This is a genomic window from Rhizobium sp. BT04 (assembly GCF_030053135.1).
Lineage (GTDB): Bacteria > Pseudomonadota > Alphaproteobacteria > Rhizobiales > Rhizobiaceae > Rhizobium > Rhizobium binxianense.
In genome coordinates, this window is sequence record NZ_CP125652.1 from 583,012 (window position 1) to 599,997 (window position 16,986).

15 protein-coding genes are annotated in these 16,986 nt (G+C 61.3%); 13 read left to right on the forward strand and 2 right to left on the reverse strand.

The window, feature by feature from the left end:
- Positions 1 to 62 precede the first annotated feature (62 nt).
- A complete protein-coding gene (locus tag QMO82_RS11450) occupies positions 63 to 566 on the reverse strand; it encodes a cytochrome b (RefSeq protein ID WP_183607380.1) in 504 nt (167 codons plus the stop codon).
- A gap of 233 nt (positions 567 to 799) precedes the next feature.
- Here QMO82_RS11450 and QMO82_RS11455 point away from each other — a divergent pair, with 233 nt between their 5' ends.
- The 10 genes from QMO82_RS11455 (at position 800) to QMO82_RS11500 (ending at position 12,420) form a co-directional block, all read left to right on the forward strand.
- Positions 800 to 1,351, forward strand: coding sequence for a cytochrome c (locus tag QMO82_RS11455; protein WP_183607703.1), 552 nt, complete (start codon positions 800 to 802; stop codon positions 1,349 to 1,351).
- 168 nt (positions 1,352 to 1,519) lie between these two features.
- Entirely contained in the window at positions 1,520 to 1,729 is a 210-nt protein-coding gene (locus QMO82_RS11460) for a hypothetical protein (protein ID WP_097619788.1), read from the forward strand.
- A gap of 9 nt (positions 1,730 to 1,738) precedes the next feature.
- Positions 1,739 to 2,113 (forward strand): GFA family protein, encoded by a 375-nt coding sequence (locus QMO82_RS11465; RefSeq protein ID WP_183607379.1) that lies wholly within the window; start codon positions 1,739 to 1,741, stop codon positions 2,111 to 2,113.
- A gap of 156 nt (positions 2,114 to 2,269) precedes the next feature.
- Positions 2,270 to 3,562 carry an efflux RND transporter periplasmic adaptor subunit gene (locus QMO82_RS11470; RefSeq protein WP_183607378.1) on the forward strand — a complete coding sequence of 431 codons (1,293 nt, stop codon included), beginning with the start codon at positions 2,270 to 2,272 and terminating at the stop codon, positions 3,560 to 3,562.
- A gap of 12 nt (positions 3,563 to 3,574) precedes the next feature.
- Complete coding sequence (locus tag QMO82_RS11475) at positions 3,575 to 4,291, forward strand: ABC transporter ATP-binding protein (protein ID WP_183607377.1); 717 nt, start codon at positions 3,575 to 3,577, stop codon at positions 4,289 to 4,291.
- Entirely contained in the window at positions 4,281 to 5,483 is a 1,203-nt protein-coding gene (locus QMO82_RS11480) for an ABC transporter permease (RefSeq protein WP_183607376.1), read from the forward strand. Before QMO82_RS11475 ends, QMO82_RS11480 begins: the two co-directional genes overlap by 11 nt.
- 218 nt (positions 5,484 to 5,701) lie before the next feature.
- Positions 5,702 to 6,451 (forward strand): autoinducer binding domain-containing protein, encoded by a 750-nt coding sequence (locus QMO82_RS11485; protein ID WP_183607375.1) that lies wholly within the window; start codon positions 5,702 to 5,704, stop codon positions 6,449 to 6,451.
- Positions 6,452 to 7,069: 618 nt separating this feature from the next.
- Positions 7,070 to 10,966 carry an S-layer family protein gene (locus tag QMO82_RS11490; protein WP_283196643.1) on the forward strand — a complete coding sequence of 1,299 codons (3,897 nt, stop codon included), beginning with the start codon at positions 7,070 to 7,072 and terminating at the stop codon, positions 10,964 to 10,966.
- A 133-nt stretch (positions 10,967 to 11,099) separates the two neighbouring features.
- Positions 11,100 to 11,459 carry a VOC family protein gene (locus QMO82_RS11495; protein WP_183607373.1) on the forward strand — a complete coding sequence of 120 codons (360 nt, stop codon included), beginning with the start codon at positions 11,100 to 11,102 and terminating at the stop codon, positions 11,457 to 11,459.
- A 346-nt stretch (positions 11,460 to 11,805) separates the two neighbouring features.
- Entirely contained in the window at positions 11,806 to 12,420 is a 615-nt protein-coding gene (locus QMO82_RS11500) for a GntR family transcriptional regulator (protein ID WP_183607372.1), read from the forward strand.
- Between the two features lie 50 nt (positions 12,421 to 12,470).
- On the opposite strand, the gene QMO82_RS11505 is transcribed toward QMO82_RS11500, so the two are convergent.
- The gene (locus QMO82_RS11505) at positions 12,471 to 13,283 is read right to left on the reverse strand and encodes a ferredoxin--NADP reductase (RefSeq protein WP_010060954.1); all 813 of its coding nucleotides are present in this window, start codon (positions 13,281 to 13,283) and stop codon (positions 12,471 to 12,473) included.
- Between the two features lie 367 nt (positions 13,284 to 13,650).
- On the opposite strand from QMO82_RS11505, the gene pcsA reads away from it, so the two are divergent.
- From pcsA to QMO82_RS11520, 3 genes are read left to right on the forward strand one after another with little or no spacing between them, the layout of a single operon-like run.
- Complete coding sequence (gene pcsA / locus QMO82_RS11510) at positions 13,651 to 14,379, forward strand: phosphatidylcholine synthase (RefSeq protein WP_130654553.1); 729 nt, start codon at positions 13,651 to 13,653, stop codon at positions 14,377 to 14,379.
- 9 nt (positions 14,380 to 14,388) lie between these two features.
- On the forward strand, positions 14,389 to 15,369 hold the full coding sequence (locus QMO82_RS11515) for a quinone oxidoreductase (protein WP_183607371.1): 981 nt from the start codon (positions 14,389 to 14,391) through the stop codon (positions 15,367 to 15,369).
- A 40-nt stretch (positions 15,370 to 15,409) separates the two neighbouring features.
- A complete protein-coding gene (locus QMO82_RS11520; RefSeq protein WP_183607370.1) occupies positions 15,410 to 16,978 on the forward strand; it encodes an ABC transporter ATP-binding protein in 1,569 nt (522 codons plus the stop codon).
- Positions 16,979 to 16,986: the final 8 nt, after the last annotated feature.

A 16,986-nucleotide genomic window follows, 5' to 3' on the forward strand; every position in this document is an offset into this window, starting at 1 on the left:
CGTTCACGATCCTGGGGTTCGCCGCCAAGACCGGCCGCTATGTCGTGCTGACGCTGGCTATTTTAGAAGTTCTCGGCTGACCGCTTCCGGCGCGAGAACACCATGCGGTCGACCGTCTCGTCCCGGGCGACCAGCGTGTGCCAGGCCGCTGCGGCGAGGTGCAGCGCGACCATCGCCAGGATAATCCTCGACCCGATCACGTGATACGGCGCGATGGCGAACGAGAGATAGCTCGCGACGAACCCCATGCAAGCCTGTCCGATGATTGCGACGTAGAAACCGTAGTGAAGCGCCTTCGCGGCCCGCCCGGCCCATGGACCGGGCCTGTTGGTTTCGGGCGGCTGAAGGAGACGAAGAACCAGCCGCAGACCCATCAGCAGGCCGATCACCATTCCCGCATAGTTGTGAAGTTGGTGCTGGACGACGTCCCAATAGGATGGTGTGAGACCCATGTGGACGGCGTGGTGGGTTTTCTCGATGCTGCCGCCGGTCAGATACTGGACCGGCACCATGAAGGCGACGAGCCAGTGGAGTCCTATCTGGGCGAGCGAGTAGCCACTCTTCATCGATCCTCTCCGAGCGAAGGGCGCAGACTAATCGGCGACGGTTAATGCTTTCTCATCGCCAGTTGCAAAAAGATCTGAGCGCTACAGATCAACCGCCGATTGGAAGCTGTGAATGCGCCGGCCGCCTGACGGGCGCGATCCGCCCTCTTGCTGCCCAGATAAAGATGGATATCCGGTCACGGCATCGGATATCCGTTGCAACATTATGGTCACCAATCCAGGCGGCGTCGTCGATGAGATTAACAGTTGACGCGAACAAATTCGGACTGTTCGCCTTCATGGCGGTCCTGATGTTAGCAACCGTGTCTTCGGCCGCGGAGGACATTGTCGCCATTCGGCAGGCGGACATGAAAGCCATGGCCGCGGCGGCAAAGACGATCTCCGGCATGTTCAAGGATTCGACGACCTACAAGGCCAGCGAGTTCAAATGGGCAGCCGACACCATCCGCGACAGGTCCGGAGGCGTTCTCTCCGCACATTTCGCGTCCGAGGCCGACAGTCGGCAGTCGAAGGCCGGGCCGAACATCCTTAGGGAGCGCGACCGGTTCGACCGCATCGCCAACGACCTGCGCGACTACGCCGTCGCGCTGGATGCCGCCGCACAGCAGAACCCCGGGCCGATGACCGCCAGTATGCGCATGAAGCCCGGAGAGGCCATGGGTGGCGGTCCCTTCGGCACGCACATCCGCAACGAGCACGAACTGTCGACGATGGCGGCGGAACACGCGTTCCACCTCATGCTACAGACCTGCACGACCTGCCACACCCGGTTCAGGATGGAATGACGGCGGTCACCCGCCCGCAACCTCGATCAAAAAATGCGCATGTCGACGAAAAGGTTCAGGAAAACAACCGCATCCACCCGTGCCGGAAGCCCCGATGCTGCTCGCCGGCTCTTTCCAAATCGACGGGTCGCTCTAGCTTAAAGGGTATCTGACGAAAAGGAGAAAACCATGACCGACGCACCGAATACGGCGACCCCGGCGCGAAGAGTGTTGCGGGGCCGCCCCTACAGCATCGGGGAATTTGCCAGGAAATACCGGCTCGACGACAAGGAGGCGAAGCGCCTCTATGAGAAGTTTGGCCCGTCTGCCACAGAACTCGACCTGTTGATGGCGGCTAAGCGGCGCCCGCCGGGCCTTCCGTCCAGTCTCGACGCCTGACGGCCCCTGATGAAGATCCGAACCGGAGGCTGCCTTTGCGGGGCGGTCGCCTATCACTTGGAAGGCGAGCCGCTTCGTGTTGGCCTTTGCCACTGCGCCGATTGCCGCAAATCGAGCGGCTCGGCCTTCGTCTTCTTCGCGGTCTGGCCGCGCCGGGCTTTTTCCCACAACGGAGAGATCGCCATGTTCGCCGGCCGCAGCTTCTGCCCCACCTGCGGCAGCCGGCTTTTCTGCCTCAGGGAAGACGAGGCGGAAATCCGTCTCGGTTCGCTCGACCACCCGCCGACCGACCTTGCGCCGGACTATGAAGTCTGGATCAAGCGGCGGGAACCGTGGCTGCACCCTTTGCCCGGCGCCGGCCAATTTGCCGAGGATGCGGATTGACGGTCGGTCCCCGCACCGAAACTTGACTTTTCTTACCAATATTTCATTTCCCCCATCCGCAATTCCGTGCCACTTCCGCGGCAACGCTAATGCACGGTTCATCTGCGCTGTGCTTATTTCATTGCGGGGCCGAGACGCTGACTGATCGAGGATGACATGAACGATACCGGAACCGGCAAGAAGACCGGGGCACAGACAAGCGGCGCGTCCGACCTCGCAGCCGTCCTTGCCGCATCGGGCCGGCAGGGCAAGCGCAGCCGCTGGCGCGGACGCCTGCTCATCCTTTTGATCGTCATCGCCGTCGCCGCCGCCGCCGCGTATTTTTATATGGGCCGCGGGCAGAGTGAAGTGAGCTACGCCACCCAGCCGGCAAAACGCGGCGACCTGACGGTGCTCGTCACCGCCACCGGCTCGGTGCAGCCGACCGAGCAGGTGGACATATCGAGCGAACTTTCCGGCACGGTTCGCGACGTCAACGTCGACTACAACAGCACGGTCAAGTCAGGCGAGGTGCTCGCTCTCCTCGATACCAACAAGCTCGAGGCGGATGTGAAGAGTTCGCGCGCCAAGCTGAATTCGGCCAAGGCGAACGTCGTCAAGGCCAATGCCGATATGCAATCGGCGGCCACCTCGCTCGAGCGGTTGAAGAGCCTGGTCAGGAGCAATGTCTCCACCCAGCAGAGCCTCGACGACGCCAGCTACAAATATGATTCCGCCGTCGCCGCCAAACAGATTAATGAGGCCGAGGTTCTCGCCGCGGAGGCCGACCTGCAACTCGCCGAAGTCAATCTCGCCAAGGCAAAGATCATCTCGCCGATCGACGGCGTCATCCTCACCCGCTCGGTCAATCCGGGTGCCACGGTCGCGGCCTCGCTGTCGGCGCCGATCCTTTTCACCATCGCCGGCGACCTGAAGAAGATGGAGCTGCAGGTCGATGTCGACGAGGCCGATGTCGGCCAGATCGCCGTCGGCCAGAAGGCCAAGTTCACGGTCGACGCCTATCCGGATCGCACCTTTCCCGCCGAGATCGAGCAGATCCGCTTCGCCTCCGAAGTGGTCAACAATGTCGTGACCTATAAGGCGGTGCTGTCGGTCGACAATGCCGATCTGCTGCTGCGCCCCGGCATGACCGCCACGGCCGATGTTACCGTCGAGGCCGTCAAGGATACGCTGATGGTGCCGAACGCCGCGCTGCGCTACGCCCCGGCGCAGGCGGAACGGCGCGGCCGTGGCATTTTCGGCATCTTCGGCCCGCCGCGCCAGCGCAACAACAATGCCGGTTCGGCGCTGACCGGCACGCAGCGGCGCGTCTGGGTGCTGCGGAACGGCCGGCCAGTGCCCGTTATCATCCAGGTCGGCTCATCCGACGGCCAGTTCACCCAGGTCGTCTCCGGCGACATCAAGCAAGACGATGCACTGGTGACCGACGCCACGACGCGTGCGAACTAGGCGGAGGGACGGATGGCAAGCCCGCCGCTCATCGAATTCAGGCAGGTCTCGAAAATCTACGGCGAGGGCGAGGCGGCGATCCGCGCGCTCGACCGCGTCGATCTGGCGATCAATGCCCATGAATTCGTCGCGATCATGGGTCCGTCAGGCTCCGGCAAGTCGACGGCGATGAACATCCTCGGCTGCCTCGACGTGCCGAGTGGTGGCGACTACATCTTCGAAGGCATTCCGACCAGCGGCTTCGACCGCAGCCAGCTGACGCTGCTGCGCCGCCACATGCTCGGCTTCGTCTTCCAGGGTTTCAACCTCCTGTCGCGCACCTCGGCCGTCGAAAATGTCGAACTGCCGCTGATCTATCGCGGCATGGGGGTGCGCGAACGGCGCGAGCGGGCCCGCGAAGCCCTGGCGCTGGTCGGCCTCACCGGCCGCGAACATCACAAGACCCAGGAACTGTCCGGCGGCCAGCAGCAGCGCGTCGCCATCGCCCGCGCCATCGTCACCGAGCCGGCGCTGCTGCTGGCCGACGAGCCCACCGGCAATCTCGATACGAAGACCAGCGTCGAGATCATGGACCTGATGACGCGGCTGAACCGCGAGCAGGGTATCACCATCGTCATGGTCACCCATGAGCCCGATATTGCCGCCTATGCCCAGCGGCTGCTGCGTTTCGTCGACGGCAAGCTGGAGACCGAGGTCGAGCACCGGAGGAGGGCGGATCATGTTCTTTGAGACGCTGAAGCTGGCGTTGCGGGCCATCAGCCGCAACATGCTGCGCTCCTTCCTGACCGTGCTTGGTGTCGTCATCGGCGTTGCCGCCGTCATCGCGCTGGTGACGATCGGCAACGGCACGACCGCACAGGTGTCGACCGAGCTGTCGCGGCTCGGCACCAACATGCTGTTCGTCCGTCCCGGCCAGTTCGGCCCCGGCCGGGCGAGCTCCGAGGCCAAGCGCTTCAGCATCAAGGACGTCGCGGCGATCCGCGACCAGATCGGCGGCCTCAGGGCGGTGGCGCCGCTCAACCAGTCGACGGCGACGGTGATTTTCGGCGGCCAGAACCATTCGACCAGCGTCTCCGGCACCACCAATGATTATTTCATCGCCCAGGACTGGAATCTGGCGCTCGGCCGCAATTTCCTGCCCGCTGAGGAACGCGGCCAGGCGCGCTGCATCATCGGCGAAACGGTGCGCTCGCAGCTCTTCGGCAGCGCCGACCCCACAGGCCAGCAGATTCGCGTCGGCAAGGTCTCGTGCCCCGTCATCGGCGTGCTTGCCAAGCGCGGCCAGTCCGGCATGGGCAATGACCAGGACGATGTCGTCATCATGCCGGTCAAGGTGTTTCAGCGGCGCATCAGCGGCAGCAGCAACGTGCCGCAGATCATCATCTCGGCGCGCGACGGCGTCTCCACAGCCAAGGTGCAGTCCGATGTCGAAAATCTCCTGCGCGAGCGCCGCAAGATCGTGCCCGGTCGCCAGGACGATTTCAATGTCAACGACATGACGCAGATCGCCGAGGCGATGACCGGTACGACGACGTTGCTGACCGGCCTGCTCGGCGCCGTCGCTGCGATCAGCCTGCTCGTCGGCGGCATCGGCATCATGAACATCATGCTGGTCTCCGTCACCGAGCGCACCCGCGAGATCGGCATCCGCCTGGCGATCGGCGCGCTCGAAAGCCAGGTGCTCACCCAGTTCCTGGTCGAGGCGGTGGCGCTATCGCTGTTCGGCGGCATCACCGGTATCGTGCTGGGGCTCAGCCTCGGTTTCGGCGCCGTGACGCTGCTGAAAGTGCCCTTCGTCTTCAGCCCCCTGATGGTCGCCGTCGCTTTTCTCTTCTCCGCGGCAATCGGCATGATCTTCGGCTATTTCCCGGCGAGAAGGGCCGCGCAGTTGAACCCGATCGAGGCGCTGCGGCACGAATGAAAAGGGCCGTGGCTCCCCGATACTGGTGACCAGGTCGACCAGTAGAGCGGCCTTAGCAACGGCGCTTTAATCCACCAACGACGACGATTTGCCCGTGAAATCATGCAGATTGGATAAATACAACCTGTACTGTAAAATGCTCGTTGCAATCCTTACGTATGAGGATGCGTGGACGGCCTCGGTCTGCCACTGGTTGAAAATATCGATCTCGGAAGAAAATGCCCGCCGACCAACATATCCTGCAGGAGGCACTCGGCTGCGTCCGCAACCTTCATGAAATTGGCCATCTTTCGGCAATTGTCCATCAACTACGCACATTGGTTGGAGCTGCCAATCTCGCTTATCAAGCTCTCTTCATTCCCGGCCGTGTGGCCGATGATCGACTGATTGCAGCGACCTATTCGGACAAGTGGAAGAAACTCTATCTGTCGAAAAACTATCTTCGGACAGATCCCATCGAGATCGCGGCACGCAAAACATCTCAACCGTTGGACTGGAACCTTTTAAGATCTGCATCGAAGGAAACTGCTTCCTTCTTCGCAGAAGCCGAGCGCTATGGCGTTGGCAACAATGGTGTCTCCATACCTCTTGTTGATGCTCAGGCCGGGCGGGCGCTGTTCAGCGTCACATCAAATCTTGAAGGGGACGATTGGGCGGCGTTTAAGGCGCGCGCTTTGCCATCGCTCATTCAAATTGGCAAAGCCATTCAGCTTCGGACCGCTGAGATCGAGGTCAAACCCGTAGCTCGGACGTTTTCCGCATTGACCGCCAAGGAAACGGACTATCTGGCGCTTTACGTTGGCGGCTATGAAATCAAGCAGATTGGCGACATGCGTTCGGTTTCGGGTACCGCCGTGCGCGCTGCCTTGAATTCCGCCGCAGAAAAACTCGACGCGCGGGGGCCACGTCATGCCGGCTATCTCGCAATTGCGCTCGGCATTATTCCGACTTCGATGATTATGAAATAGCCCGGAAGAAACTTGGAGACAGGCGGCCGTCTCAAGCGGCCGTCGACAGTGCGTTTATTGGCATGAATTGAGCGCGGGCGCTTGTTGGAGTAGTCGGAAGTGCTCAACAATATCGTGTATATCTTCCCAAAGCGGCGAAATCCGCCGCCATCCGAGCTCCTCATTTATTGAATTCGAAAATCGAAATAAGTTTATGATTTAAATATGAAATAATTATTAGGATGCGTCACGCTGATTGGACCCGAGCTAGGGCAAGCATGGGCTTCACACTCTGTCAAGATTTGAAATTAAAAGTTGCACCTGGATTTCTATCGCCGTAACGATCTTGCGGGGAACTATTCTGGCGAAGGAGATGTGCTGCTTGGATAGGATGCAGCCTGACGGGCGGCGGAGTTGTCTCGCCGCTTTAGGTAACGCGTTCTCTTTTTCATGTATAATCAATATGTTGGCGCTCAGACGTTACGCTTATGCCCGGCATGCCCGCGAAGATTTTCATCCGCACGACGCATCGAACGGTCCTCTCCTATCTCATGAAACCAATCAGCGACCACGTCCAGCACGTGTTTCGGGACGAATAACATCATTCTTTTCAACATTTGAATCGCCAGAGAGGCTAAAATGGCAGTTATTACGGGGACGGCAGGTAACGACACTTTGAATGGCACGACCGGAGATGACCAAATCTCCGGCCTCGACGGCAACGACATCCTCACCGGCGGCGCGGGGGCCGACCAGTTGATCGGCGGTGCGGGGACGGATACTGCCGGCTATGCCATGGCGACCAGTGCGATCACTTTTAATTTGAAGACTGGGGTCTACACTGGCGAGGCCGCCGGCGACACCTTCAGCAGCATCGAGGTGCTCAGCGGCTCTGCCTCCGCTGACACCTTCGTCGGCAACGGCACGACCATCACCTTCGACGGCTACGCCGGCGATGATACTGTCGACTATTCCGCCTCGGCGGCAGCCGTCAACGTGACCCTTGCGGGTCCAGGTGTGACGACGGTCGGATCGGGCGGCGATGCTCAGGGCAACAGCCTCGTCAACATCGAGAAGGTCATCGGCTCTGCCTTCAACGACACGCTCGGCTCGACTTCCCCGTTCAGTTACACGCTGCAGGGCGGGGCCGGCAACGACACCTATGTCGTCGGATCGGCGGTCATCGGAATCGTCGAGGCTGCCGGGGGCGGCGACGACGAGATCCGCACCACCGCGACATCCTACTCGATGTCGTCCTACGCCAATGTCGAGCGTCTCACCTTCACCGGCAGCGGCAACGCGACCCTGACGGGCAATACCGGCGACAACATCATCACCGCCGGCACCGGCAACGATATCCTCACCGGCGGCGCGGGGGCCGACCAGTTGATCGGCGGTGCGGGGACGGATACTGCCGGCTATGCCATGGCGACCAGTGCGATCACTTTTAATTTGAAGACTGGGGTCTACACTGGCGAGGCCGCCGGCGACACCTTCAGCAGCATCGAGGTGCTCAGCGGCTCTGCCTCCGCTGACACCTTCGTCGGCAACGGCACGACCATCACCTTCGACGGCTACGCCGGCGATGATACTGTCGACTATTCCGCCTCGGCGGCAGCCGTCAACGTGACCCTTGCGGGTCCAGGTGTGACGACGGTCGGATCGGGCGGCGATGCTCAGGGCAACAGCCTCGTCAACATCGAGAAGGTCATCGGCTCTGCCTTCAACGACACGCTCGGCTCGACTTCCCCGTTCAGTTACACGCTGCAGGGCGGGGCCGGCAACGACACCTATGTCGTCGGATCGGCGGTCATCGGAATCGTCGAGGCTGCCGGGGGCGGCGACGACGAGATCCGCACCACCGCGACATCCTACTCGATGTCGTCCTACGCCAATGTCGAGCGTCTCACCTTCACCGGCAGCGGCAACGCGACCCTGACGGGCAATACCGGCGACAACATCATCACCGCCGGCACCGGCAACGACATCCTCACCGGCGGCGCGGGGGCCGACCAGTTGATCGGCGGTGCGGGGACGGATACTGCCGGCTATGCCATGGCGACCAGTGCGATCACTTTTAATTTGAAGACTGGGGTCTACACTGGCGAGGCCGCCGGCGACACCTTCAGCAGCATCGAGGTGCTCAGCGGCTCTGCCTCCGCTGACACCTTCGTCGGCAACGGCACGACCATCACCTTCGACGGCTACGCCGGCGATGATACTGTCGACTATTCCGCCTCGGCGGCAGCCGTCAACGTGACCCTTGCGGGTCCAGGTGTGACGACGGTCGGATCGGGCGGCGATGCTCAGGGCAACAGCCTCGTCAACATCGAGAAGGTCATCGGCTCTGCCTTCAACGACACGCTCGGCTCGACTTCCCCGTTCAGTTACACGCTGCAGGGCGGGGCCGGCAACGACACCTATGTCGTCGGATCGGCGGTCATCGGAATCGTCGAGGCTGCCGGGGGCGGCGACGACGAGATCCGCACCACCGCGACATCCTACTCGATGTCGTCCTACGCCAATGTCGAGCGTCTCACCTTCACCGGCAGCGGCAACGCGACCCTGACGGGCAATACCGGCGACAACATCATCACCGCCGGCACCGGCAACGATATTCTGAACGGAGGCGATGGCAATGACGTGCTCATTGGGGGCGCGGGAGCCGACCAACTGATCGGCGGCGCAGGGACTGATACCGTCAGCTATGTCAATGCGGCGGCCGCGATTACCCTTAATTTGCAGACCGGGGTCCATACGGGCGACGCCGCCGGCGACACCTTCAGCAGCATCGAAGCATTCGCGGGATCAAACTTCAACGACACCTTGATTGGCGGCACCAGTGACGACATCCTCATCGGTGGCGCTGGCGCCGACCAACTTGTCGGCGGCGCAGGGACGGATACCGCCAGCTATGTCAATGCGGCGGCCGCAATCACTCTTAATCTGAAGACCGGGGTCCATACAGGCGACGCCGCCGGCGACACCTTCGACAGCATCGAGGCGTTCATCGGTTCGAGCTTCAACGACACCTTCTTCAGCTCCGCGTCGGCGGATACTCTGAATGGCGGCGCCGGCACTCTGGATACGATCGATTATTCGCTTTCCGGTACTGCGGTAAACGTCAACCTGACGACCAGCGTCGTTAGTGGTGGCGATGGGGCGGGCGATGTTCTCGCCAACTTCGAACGTGTCGTAGGATCATCCTTCGCCGACACCTTGGCCTCTTCGACTTCCGGGCACGCCCTCGTCGGAGGAGCCGGAGACGATATCTATCTTGTCGGCAACCAAGCCGTGATGATTGCGGAGGCTGCTGGCGGAGGCACGGATGAAATCCGCACCGCGCTCACAACCTATTCAATGGCGTCCTTCGCCAATGTCGAGCGGCTGACCTTCACCGGTACCGGAAACGCGACGCTGACCGGCAATGCCGGCAACAACGTCATTACCGGCGGAACGGGGAACGATACGCTGATTGGCGGCGCCGGCGCCGATCAGTTGATCGGCGGCGCAGGGACGGATACCGCCAGTTACGCCAATGCGGGGGCCGCGGTCACTGTTAACCTGAAGACCGGGGTCCACATCGGCGACGCCGCTGGCGACACCTTCAGCAGCATCGAAGCGTTCATCGGTTCTTCCTCCAAAGACACCTTCGTCGGCAACGGCACGGCCGTCACCTTCAACGGCGGCGTCGGCACCGACACCGTGAGTTATTCCAGCTCGGCTGCCGCCGTCAACGTGACCCTGGGGGCTGGCGGGGTGACGACGGTCGCATCGGGCGGCGATGCGGAAGGCAACCGCCTCCTCAACATCGAACAGGTCATCGGCTCTGCCTTCAACGACACGCTCGGCTCGACTGCCACGACCACCCAGACGCTGCAGGGCGGCGGCGGCAACGATACCTATGTCGTCAGCTCCCAGAACATCGTCATCACCGAATCGGCAGGTGCCGGCGACGACGAGATCCGCACCTCTGCAACGTCATATTCGATGGCGAACCACGCCAATGTCGAGCGCCTCACCTATACCGGAACCGGCAACGCAACACTGACCGGCAACAGCGGTGATAACATCATCACCGGCGGAACCGGCAATGACACGCTGAATGGCGGTGGCGGAAACGATCAGCTTCATGGCGGCAGCGGCGATGATGCGCTCTTTAGCGGGGCAGGCGAAGTCCACCTCTATGGTGGCGACGGCAACGACACGCTGAACCTGATATCGGGCCAAGGGTTTGCAGATGGCGGCAACGACGGCGATACCTACCATGTGAACATGGTTCTCGCGGCGACAATCAAGGACACCGGGGTTGGAGGAAGTGACACTGTGTATTTGGACAGGGTCCAGTCCTTGGCGGATTTTGATAACACGAGAATAGGGGATGATCTCGTCCTTCAATCTCATGCCGACGCGCAGCCTGGCACAGGGTATGAAAATGCCACGGTGATATTGCAAGACTGGTACGCCGGATCCAATACCATCGAGTTATTCTACCTTGCAGACGGCACACAAGTGTCGGGAACTTTGTTTAGTTGAGGCCAGCCTGCAGCAAGGCAACTGCAAGAGGATGCAGTTGCCTTGCACTGAAATAAACTCGACGAAGCCCAAAACGCACGATGTCTCTGTGCTCTTGTCAATCGAACGCAACCGCTATCGGAGGCCAAGCATCATGCCGCTCAACAGGCTGGTGATCTATGCTGGGAATGTCGAGGAAACGGCGCGCTTTTATGAGAAGCACTTCGGTTTCAAGGCGACCAGCCTGCCGGAAGACAGGATCATTGAACTCATCGCTCAGGACGGCGGTGCCAATATAATGCTGCATCAAGCCGCCAAGGGGCAGCGGAGCGGCCAATCCACCGTCAAGCTGGTCTTCGACGTGGAGGACGTCGAGGCTTTTTGCAGACGATGCGCGGAGAATGGCCTGGAGTTCGGAGCCATCCATAAAGCCGATGGCTATCAGTTCGCCAACGCAAAAGACCCGTGTCAAAATTCGATCTCGGTTTCCAGCCGGGCGTTCCGCAAGGTGTGACCGAGGAGTGGGTGCCGCGCGCTTTGCCTCTGTAGGTGAGGGCGAGTTTGGTGAGAAAGCCAACCGCACTCTCCGTCCTCCTCGGCCCTGAGCCGAGGACCCATGCCGCGGCTGCTGATGGATGCGGGGTGGATGCTCGGCTCAAGGCCGAGCATAACGGAGAGTGGGGCGGTCGGCAGGAGCCACTCACGGCGTAGAGCCCATGCCGGCAATGGCATTCGCCGATTTTCAGCAGTCCCGCCAATGTTATCTATCTGTCTCTATTCTGATATTTCGATGCCGACTTGTCTTCGGTTTTTGACCGTGCCACTATGTGATATATCAGGTTTGGCGACGGAGCTCCTTATTGCAGACTTCACAGAGCCATCTTGCCTATCTCGCGCTGGAGCACCTGATCGTAACACTGGCTCTGAAGCCCGGCGCGCTCGTTACCGAAAAGCAGCTGATCGACATGGCGGGCCACGGGCGGACGCCGGTGCGCGAGGCGATCCAGAAGCTTGCCTGGCAGGGGCTGATCCTGGTGAAACCGCGCGTCGGGCTGCAGGTCGCCGAGATCGCGGCTGAGGATCATCGCAATGTCATGCAGGTGCGCCGCGAGCTGGAGCCGATCGCGGCAGGTCTGGTCGCCGAACATGCGAGCGACGAGCAGCGCGCGCGCCTCATCGACTGTGCCCGCGTCATGGGCGAATGCGCCGTCACCGGCGATCTCGCCGGCTTCTTCGCTGCCGACAAGGCCTTCGACGAAATCCTTGAAGATGCCTGCCCGAACGGCTTCATCATGGCGGCACTCGGCCCGGTGCAGACGCATTCGCGCCGCCTCTGGTACTCCACCGCAAGCCCGGAGCGTATGGATCGCGCCATCGCGCTACACGTGGCCGTCATCCACGCCATCCATCAGGGCAGGCAGGATGAGGCGCGCGCCACCATGGCGACGCTGATCAATTATCTCGGCCAGGAATAGAAACGGCCCCGTTTCCGGAGCCGCTGCCAGATCTGATTTCGAGAAAAACCTCAGCCGACGAAAGCGCGCTCGATGACGAATTCGGCGGGCTTGCTGTTGGCGCCTTCATTGAGGCCGGCCTTTTCGAGCAGTTCCTTGGTGTCCTTCAGCATCGCCGAGGAGCCGCAGATCATGCCGCGGTCGATTGCCGGATCGAGCGGCGGTACGCCGAGATCGGTAAACAGCTTGCCTGACGAAATCAGGTCGGTGATGCGGCCGCGATATTCGAAATCCTCGCGCGTGACGGTCGCATAGTGGCGCAGCTTGTCGCCGACGACTTCCTTCAGCAATTCGTCGTTCTGGATTTCGTGCACGAGGTCGAAGCCGTATTTCAACTCGGCGACATCGCGTGTCGTATGGGTGAGGATGACTTCCTCGAACTTTTCATAGGTCTCGGGATCGCGGATCAGGCTGGCGAAGGGCGCTACGCCCGTGCCCGTCGAGAACATATAAAGACGACGGCCGGGGGTCAGCGCATCGAGCACCAGCGTTCCCGTCGGCTTCTTGCGCATCAGCACTTGGTCGCCCGGCTTGATTGCCTGCAGATGCGAGGTCAGCGGGCCGTCCGGCACCTTGATCGAGAAGAATTCCAGCTCTTCGGCCCAGGCGGGACTGGCGATCGAATAGGCGCGGAACACCGGCTTGCCCTCGACCATCAGGCCGATCATCGCGAATTCGCCGGAACGGAAACGAAAGCCCTGCGGCCGGGTCATCGTGAAGCGAAAGAGCCGGTCGGTATAATGCGTCACAGCGAGCACCGTCTCGGCATAGACGCCGGCGGGGATGGACGAGGCGAAGTCTTCGGTCTTTGCAGGCGCGTTCATTGCGGTAGAGGATCCCGTTTCGTCGGATGAACTGTCGGATGCGAGGCTGATATTACATATCGGGCCGGAATTAAAGGCATTCCATTCCACGCGACGCTTTAGAAGGGAAATATGCATGTCATTGTCAGGATTCAATGGCCGCCAGGGCGATCAGAGGACAGGCGGGGAATGTCGTATTTCCCGCTGGCGAAGCCCGGCAAAGGATGCATATTAGAACGGCGCGCCTGACATGGATACCGGTTTTCGGCAAAAAGGGTGCGACAACAAAGGCCTACGGCGGCGGAACCCGATTCAGCAACAGGGTCCGGCGATGTGTGGCTGATAATGATGCTTGCCGGGGCGAGCACGATAGGGCGGTCGGGGGAATATGAAGATTTTCAACTACAAGCGTGTTCCTTATGCGGAGATGCGCGCCTTTTCCGTCCATATCCTGACGGCATCCGGCTCCTTCCTTGCCTTTCTCGGCGTCGTTGCCGCCGCCGAGCACCGCTTCATCGACATGTTCTGGTGGCTGGGCCTTGCCCTTCTCGTCGACGGCATAGACGGGCCGATCGCCCGGAAGGTGCGCGTCAAGGAAGTGCTGCCGAACTGGTCGGGCGATACGCTCGACAACATCATCGACTACGTCACCTATGTGCTGCTGCCGGCTTTCGCGCTCTATCAGAGCGGCATGATCGGCGAGCCCTGGTCCTTCGTCGCCGCCGGCATGATCGTCGTCTCCAGCGCCATCTACTATGCCGATATGGGCATGAAGACGGACGAGTATTTTTTCTCCGGCTTCCCGGTCGTCTGGAACATGATCGTCTTCACCCTGTTCGTCATCGATGCCAGCGCCACGACAGCGCTTGCCGTGGTTATTGTCTCGGTGGTGCTGACCTTCCTGCCGATCAATTTCCTGCACCCGGTCCGGGTCAAAAGGCTGCGCCCGCTCAATCTCGGCGTCTTTTTCCTGTGGTCGGCGCTCGGCATTTTTTCGCTGCTGATGCATTTTGACACGCCCGAATGGGCGCTCATTCTCTTTATCGTGACCGGAATCTATCTTTACGTCATCGGCGCGGTGCTGCAATTCTTCCCCGCCCTTGGACGCGAAGCATAGGATAGGCAGATGACCAAAACGCAGGTGGTTTCATTCTCGAGGACGGGCGGACCGGAGGTTTTCGACTATGGCGAGGTCGATCTTCCCACGCCCTCGACGGGTGAGGTGCAGATCAAGCAGGCGGCGATCGGCCTCAACTTCATTGACGTCTATTTCCGCAACGGCACCTATAAGCCGCCGCATCTGCCCTTCGTCACCGGCAAGGAGGGCGCCGGCACCGTGACCTCGGTCGGCCCCGGCGTGACGGATTTCAAGGTCGGTGATCGCGTCGCCTATGCCGGCGCCGACGGTGCTTACAGCACTGAGCGCAATATCCAAGTCCGCCATCTCGTGCATGTGCCTGACGGCATAGCGCTCGACACGGCGGCGGCGATGATGCTGAAGGGCATGACCGCCGAATATCTATTGAACCGCACTTTCAAGGTCGGGCCTGAGACGGTCCTGCTGTTCCATGCGGCTGCCGGCGGCGTCGGCCTGATCGCCGGCCAGTGGGCAAAGGCGCTCGGCGCCACCGTCATCGGCACGGCAGGCTCTGAAGACAAGGTCGAGATGGCGCTCGCCCATGGCTACGACCATGTGATCAATTATAAGAGCGACAGCTTCGTCGACCGTGTCCGCGACATCACCGGCGGCAAGGGCGTCGATGTCGTCTATGATTCGATCGGCCGCGATACTTTTCCACAGTCGCTTGACTGCCTGAAGCCGCGCGGCCTTTTTGCCTCCTTCGGCCAATCCTCTGGGCCGATCGAGAATTTCAGCCTCGCGGCACTGGCGCAGAAGGGTTCGCTCTTTGCGACCCGGCCGACGCTCTTCACCTATATCGCCGCGCGCCAGGAACTGATCGACAGTGCCAAAGCGCTATTTGATATTGTGCAAAGCAACAAAGTGCGTATCAATATCAATCAAACCTATCCGTTACGCGAGGTTGGGCAGGCTCACGCGGATCTGGAAACAAGAAAAACAACAGGAACGACGCTGCTGATTCCATGAGATCCGAAACGGACCGGTTGGCAGAAGAAATGAGGGGAACGTGTCGCCATTGAATGTGCCGGATTCCGGTGCGTTATTATCGGTCCAGAAGCTGACGAAGTTCTTCGGAAGCTTTGCCGCCTGCAATGAAATCGATCTCGATATCGCGCCGGGCGAAATTCATGCGCTTCTCGGCGAAAACGGCGCAGGCAAATCCACCCTGGTGAAGATGCTGTTCGGCGTTCTCGAGCCGACGGGCGGGCATATCCTCTGGCAGGGCCAGCCGGTTGCGATCGCCTCGCCGGGAGAAGCCCGCAAGCACGGCATCGGCATGGTCTTCCAGCATTTTTCGCTGTTCGAAGCGCTGACGGTTGCCGAAAACATCGCGCTGTCGCTCGACGACGCCATCCCGATCGACAGGATCGCCGAGGAGGCGAGGGCGCTGTCGGTCGCCTACGGCCTGCCGCTCGATCCGGATGCCCATGTTGCCGATCTCTCGGTCGGCGAGCGTCAGCGCATCGAGATCGTCCGCGCGCTGCTGCAGAACCCGAAGCTGATCATTCTCGACGAGCCGACCTCGGTGCTGACGCCGCAGGAGGCCGACAGGCTGTTCGAGACGCTGTTCAAGCTGCGCGCCGAAGGGCGTTCGGTTCTTTATATCAGCCACCGTCTGGAAGAGGTGCAGCGCATCTGCGATCGCGCCACCGTGCTGCGCCATGGCCGCGTGACGGGCGCCTGCGATCCGAAGCGGGAAACGCCGGCCTCGCTCGCCCGCATGATGGTCGGCAGCGAAGTGGCTGTTGTCACCCATCCGGAGCGCAGCGACAAGGGCGAGGTACAGCTTGCCGTGGCCAATCTTTCCGTTGCCGCCCGCACCCCTTTCGCCATGCCGCTGCGCGATGTGTCGATGACGGTGCGCTCGGGTGAGATTCTCGCCATTGCCGGTGTCGCCGGCAACGGCCAGAGCGAGCTCTTCGACGCGCTATCCGGCGAATATCCGGTTGCTTCGGCCGAGGCGATCGTCATCCGCAAGAAGCACGTGGGCAATCAGGGCATTACCGCCCGCCGCCTTCTCGGCGCCGGCTTCGTGCCGGAGGAGCGCCACGGCCATGCCGCCGTCTCCGCCATGAAACTGTCCGACAATCTTGTGCTGGCCCGCAGCCAGTCCGACCGCAAAGCCTTTCTCGGCCTGCTCGGCGTCATCCGCCGTGGCGCGGTGAGATCCGCCGCAAGGCGTATTTCCGAGGCCATGGATGTCCGCAAGAGCGGCGACGATCCTGCCGCCGGCTCCTTGTCCGGTGGCAATCTGCAAAAATTCATCGTCGGCCGCGAGCTCGACCGCCAGCCGGCGGTGCTCGTGGTCAACCAGCCGACCTGGGGTGTGGATGCCGGGGCTGCAAGCCGCATCCGCCAGGCGCTGGTCGATCTGGCACGGAGCGGTTCAGCCGTCGTCGTCATCAGCCAGGATCTCGACGAAATCTTCGAAGTGGCGACCGATATCGCCGTCATCTCCGAGGGCCGCCTTTCCCGTCCGTTCCCGGCAGGCGAACTGACGCGGGAAAAGATCGGCCTGCTGATGGGCGGCCTGCACGACAGCAGCTCTGCCCCGGAGGCGCCGCATGCGCATTGAAGAGGCGC

What these genes read in the sequence shown, in the direction of transcription:
- QMO82_RS11450 (WP_183607380.1), bottom strand. Translation starts at nt 566, where the DNA reads ATGAAGAGTGGCTACTCGCTCGCCCAGATAGGACTCCACTGGCTCGTC.
- QMO82_RS11455 (WP_183607703.1), top strand. Translation starts at nt 800, where the DNA reads ATGAGATTAACAGTTGACGCGAACAAATTCGGACTGTTCGCCTTCATG.
- QMO82_RS11460 (WP_097619788.1), top strand. Translation starts at nt 1,520, where the DNA reads ATGACCGACGCACCGAATACGGCGACCCCGGCGCGAAGAGTGTTGCGG.
- QMO82_RS11465 (WP_183607379.1), top strand. Translation starts at nt 1,739, where the DNA reads ATGAAGATCCGAACCGGAGGCTGCCTTTGCGGGGCGGTCGCCTATCAC.
- QMO82_RS11470 (WP_183607378.1), top strand. Translation starts at nt 2,270, where the DNA reads ATGAACGATACCGGAACCGGCAAGAAGACCGGGGCACAGACAAGCGGC.
- QMO82_RS11475 (WP_183607377.1), top strand. Translation starts at nt 3,575, where the DNA reads ATGGCAAGCCCGCCGCTCATCGAATTCAGGCAGGTCTCGAAAATCTAC.
- QMO82_RS11480 (WP_183607376.1), top strand. Translation starts at nt 4,281, where the DNA reads ATGTTCTTTGAGACGCTGAAGCTGGCGTTGCGGGCCATCAGCCGCAAC.
- QMO82_RS11485 (WP_183607375.1), top strand. Translation starts at nt 5,702, where the DNA reads ATGCCCGCCGACCAACATATCCTGCAGGAGGCACTCGGCTGCGTCCGC.
- QMO82_RS11490 (WP_283196643.1), top strand. Translation starts at nt 7,070, where the DNA reads ATGGCAGTTATTACGGGGACGGCAGGTAACGACACTTTGAATGGCACG.
- QMO82_RS11495 (WP_183607373.1), top strand. Translation starts at nt 11,100, where the DNA reads ATGCCGCTCAACAGGCTGGTGATCTATGCTGGGAATGTCGAGGAAACG.
- QMO82_RS11505 (WP_010060954.1), bottom strand. Translation starts at nt 13,283, where the DNA reads ATGAACGCGCCTGCAAAGACCGAAGACTTCGCCTCGTCCATCCCCGCC.
- pcsA (WP_130654553.1), top strand. Translation starts at nt 13,651, where the DNA reads ATGAAGATTTTCAACTACAAGCGTGTTCCTTATGCGGAGATGCGCGCC.
- QMO82_RS11515 (WP_183607371.1), top strand. Translation starts at nt 14,389, where the DNA reads ATGACCAAAACGCAGGTGGTTTCATTCTCGAGGACGGGCGGACCGGAG.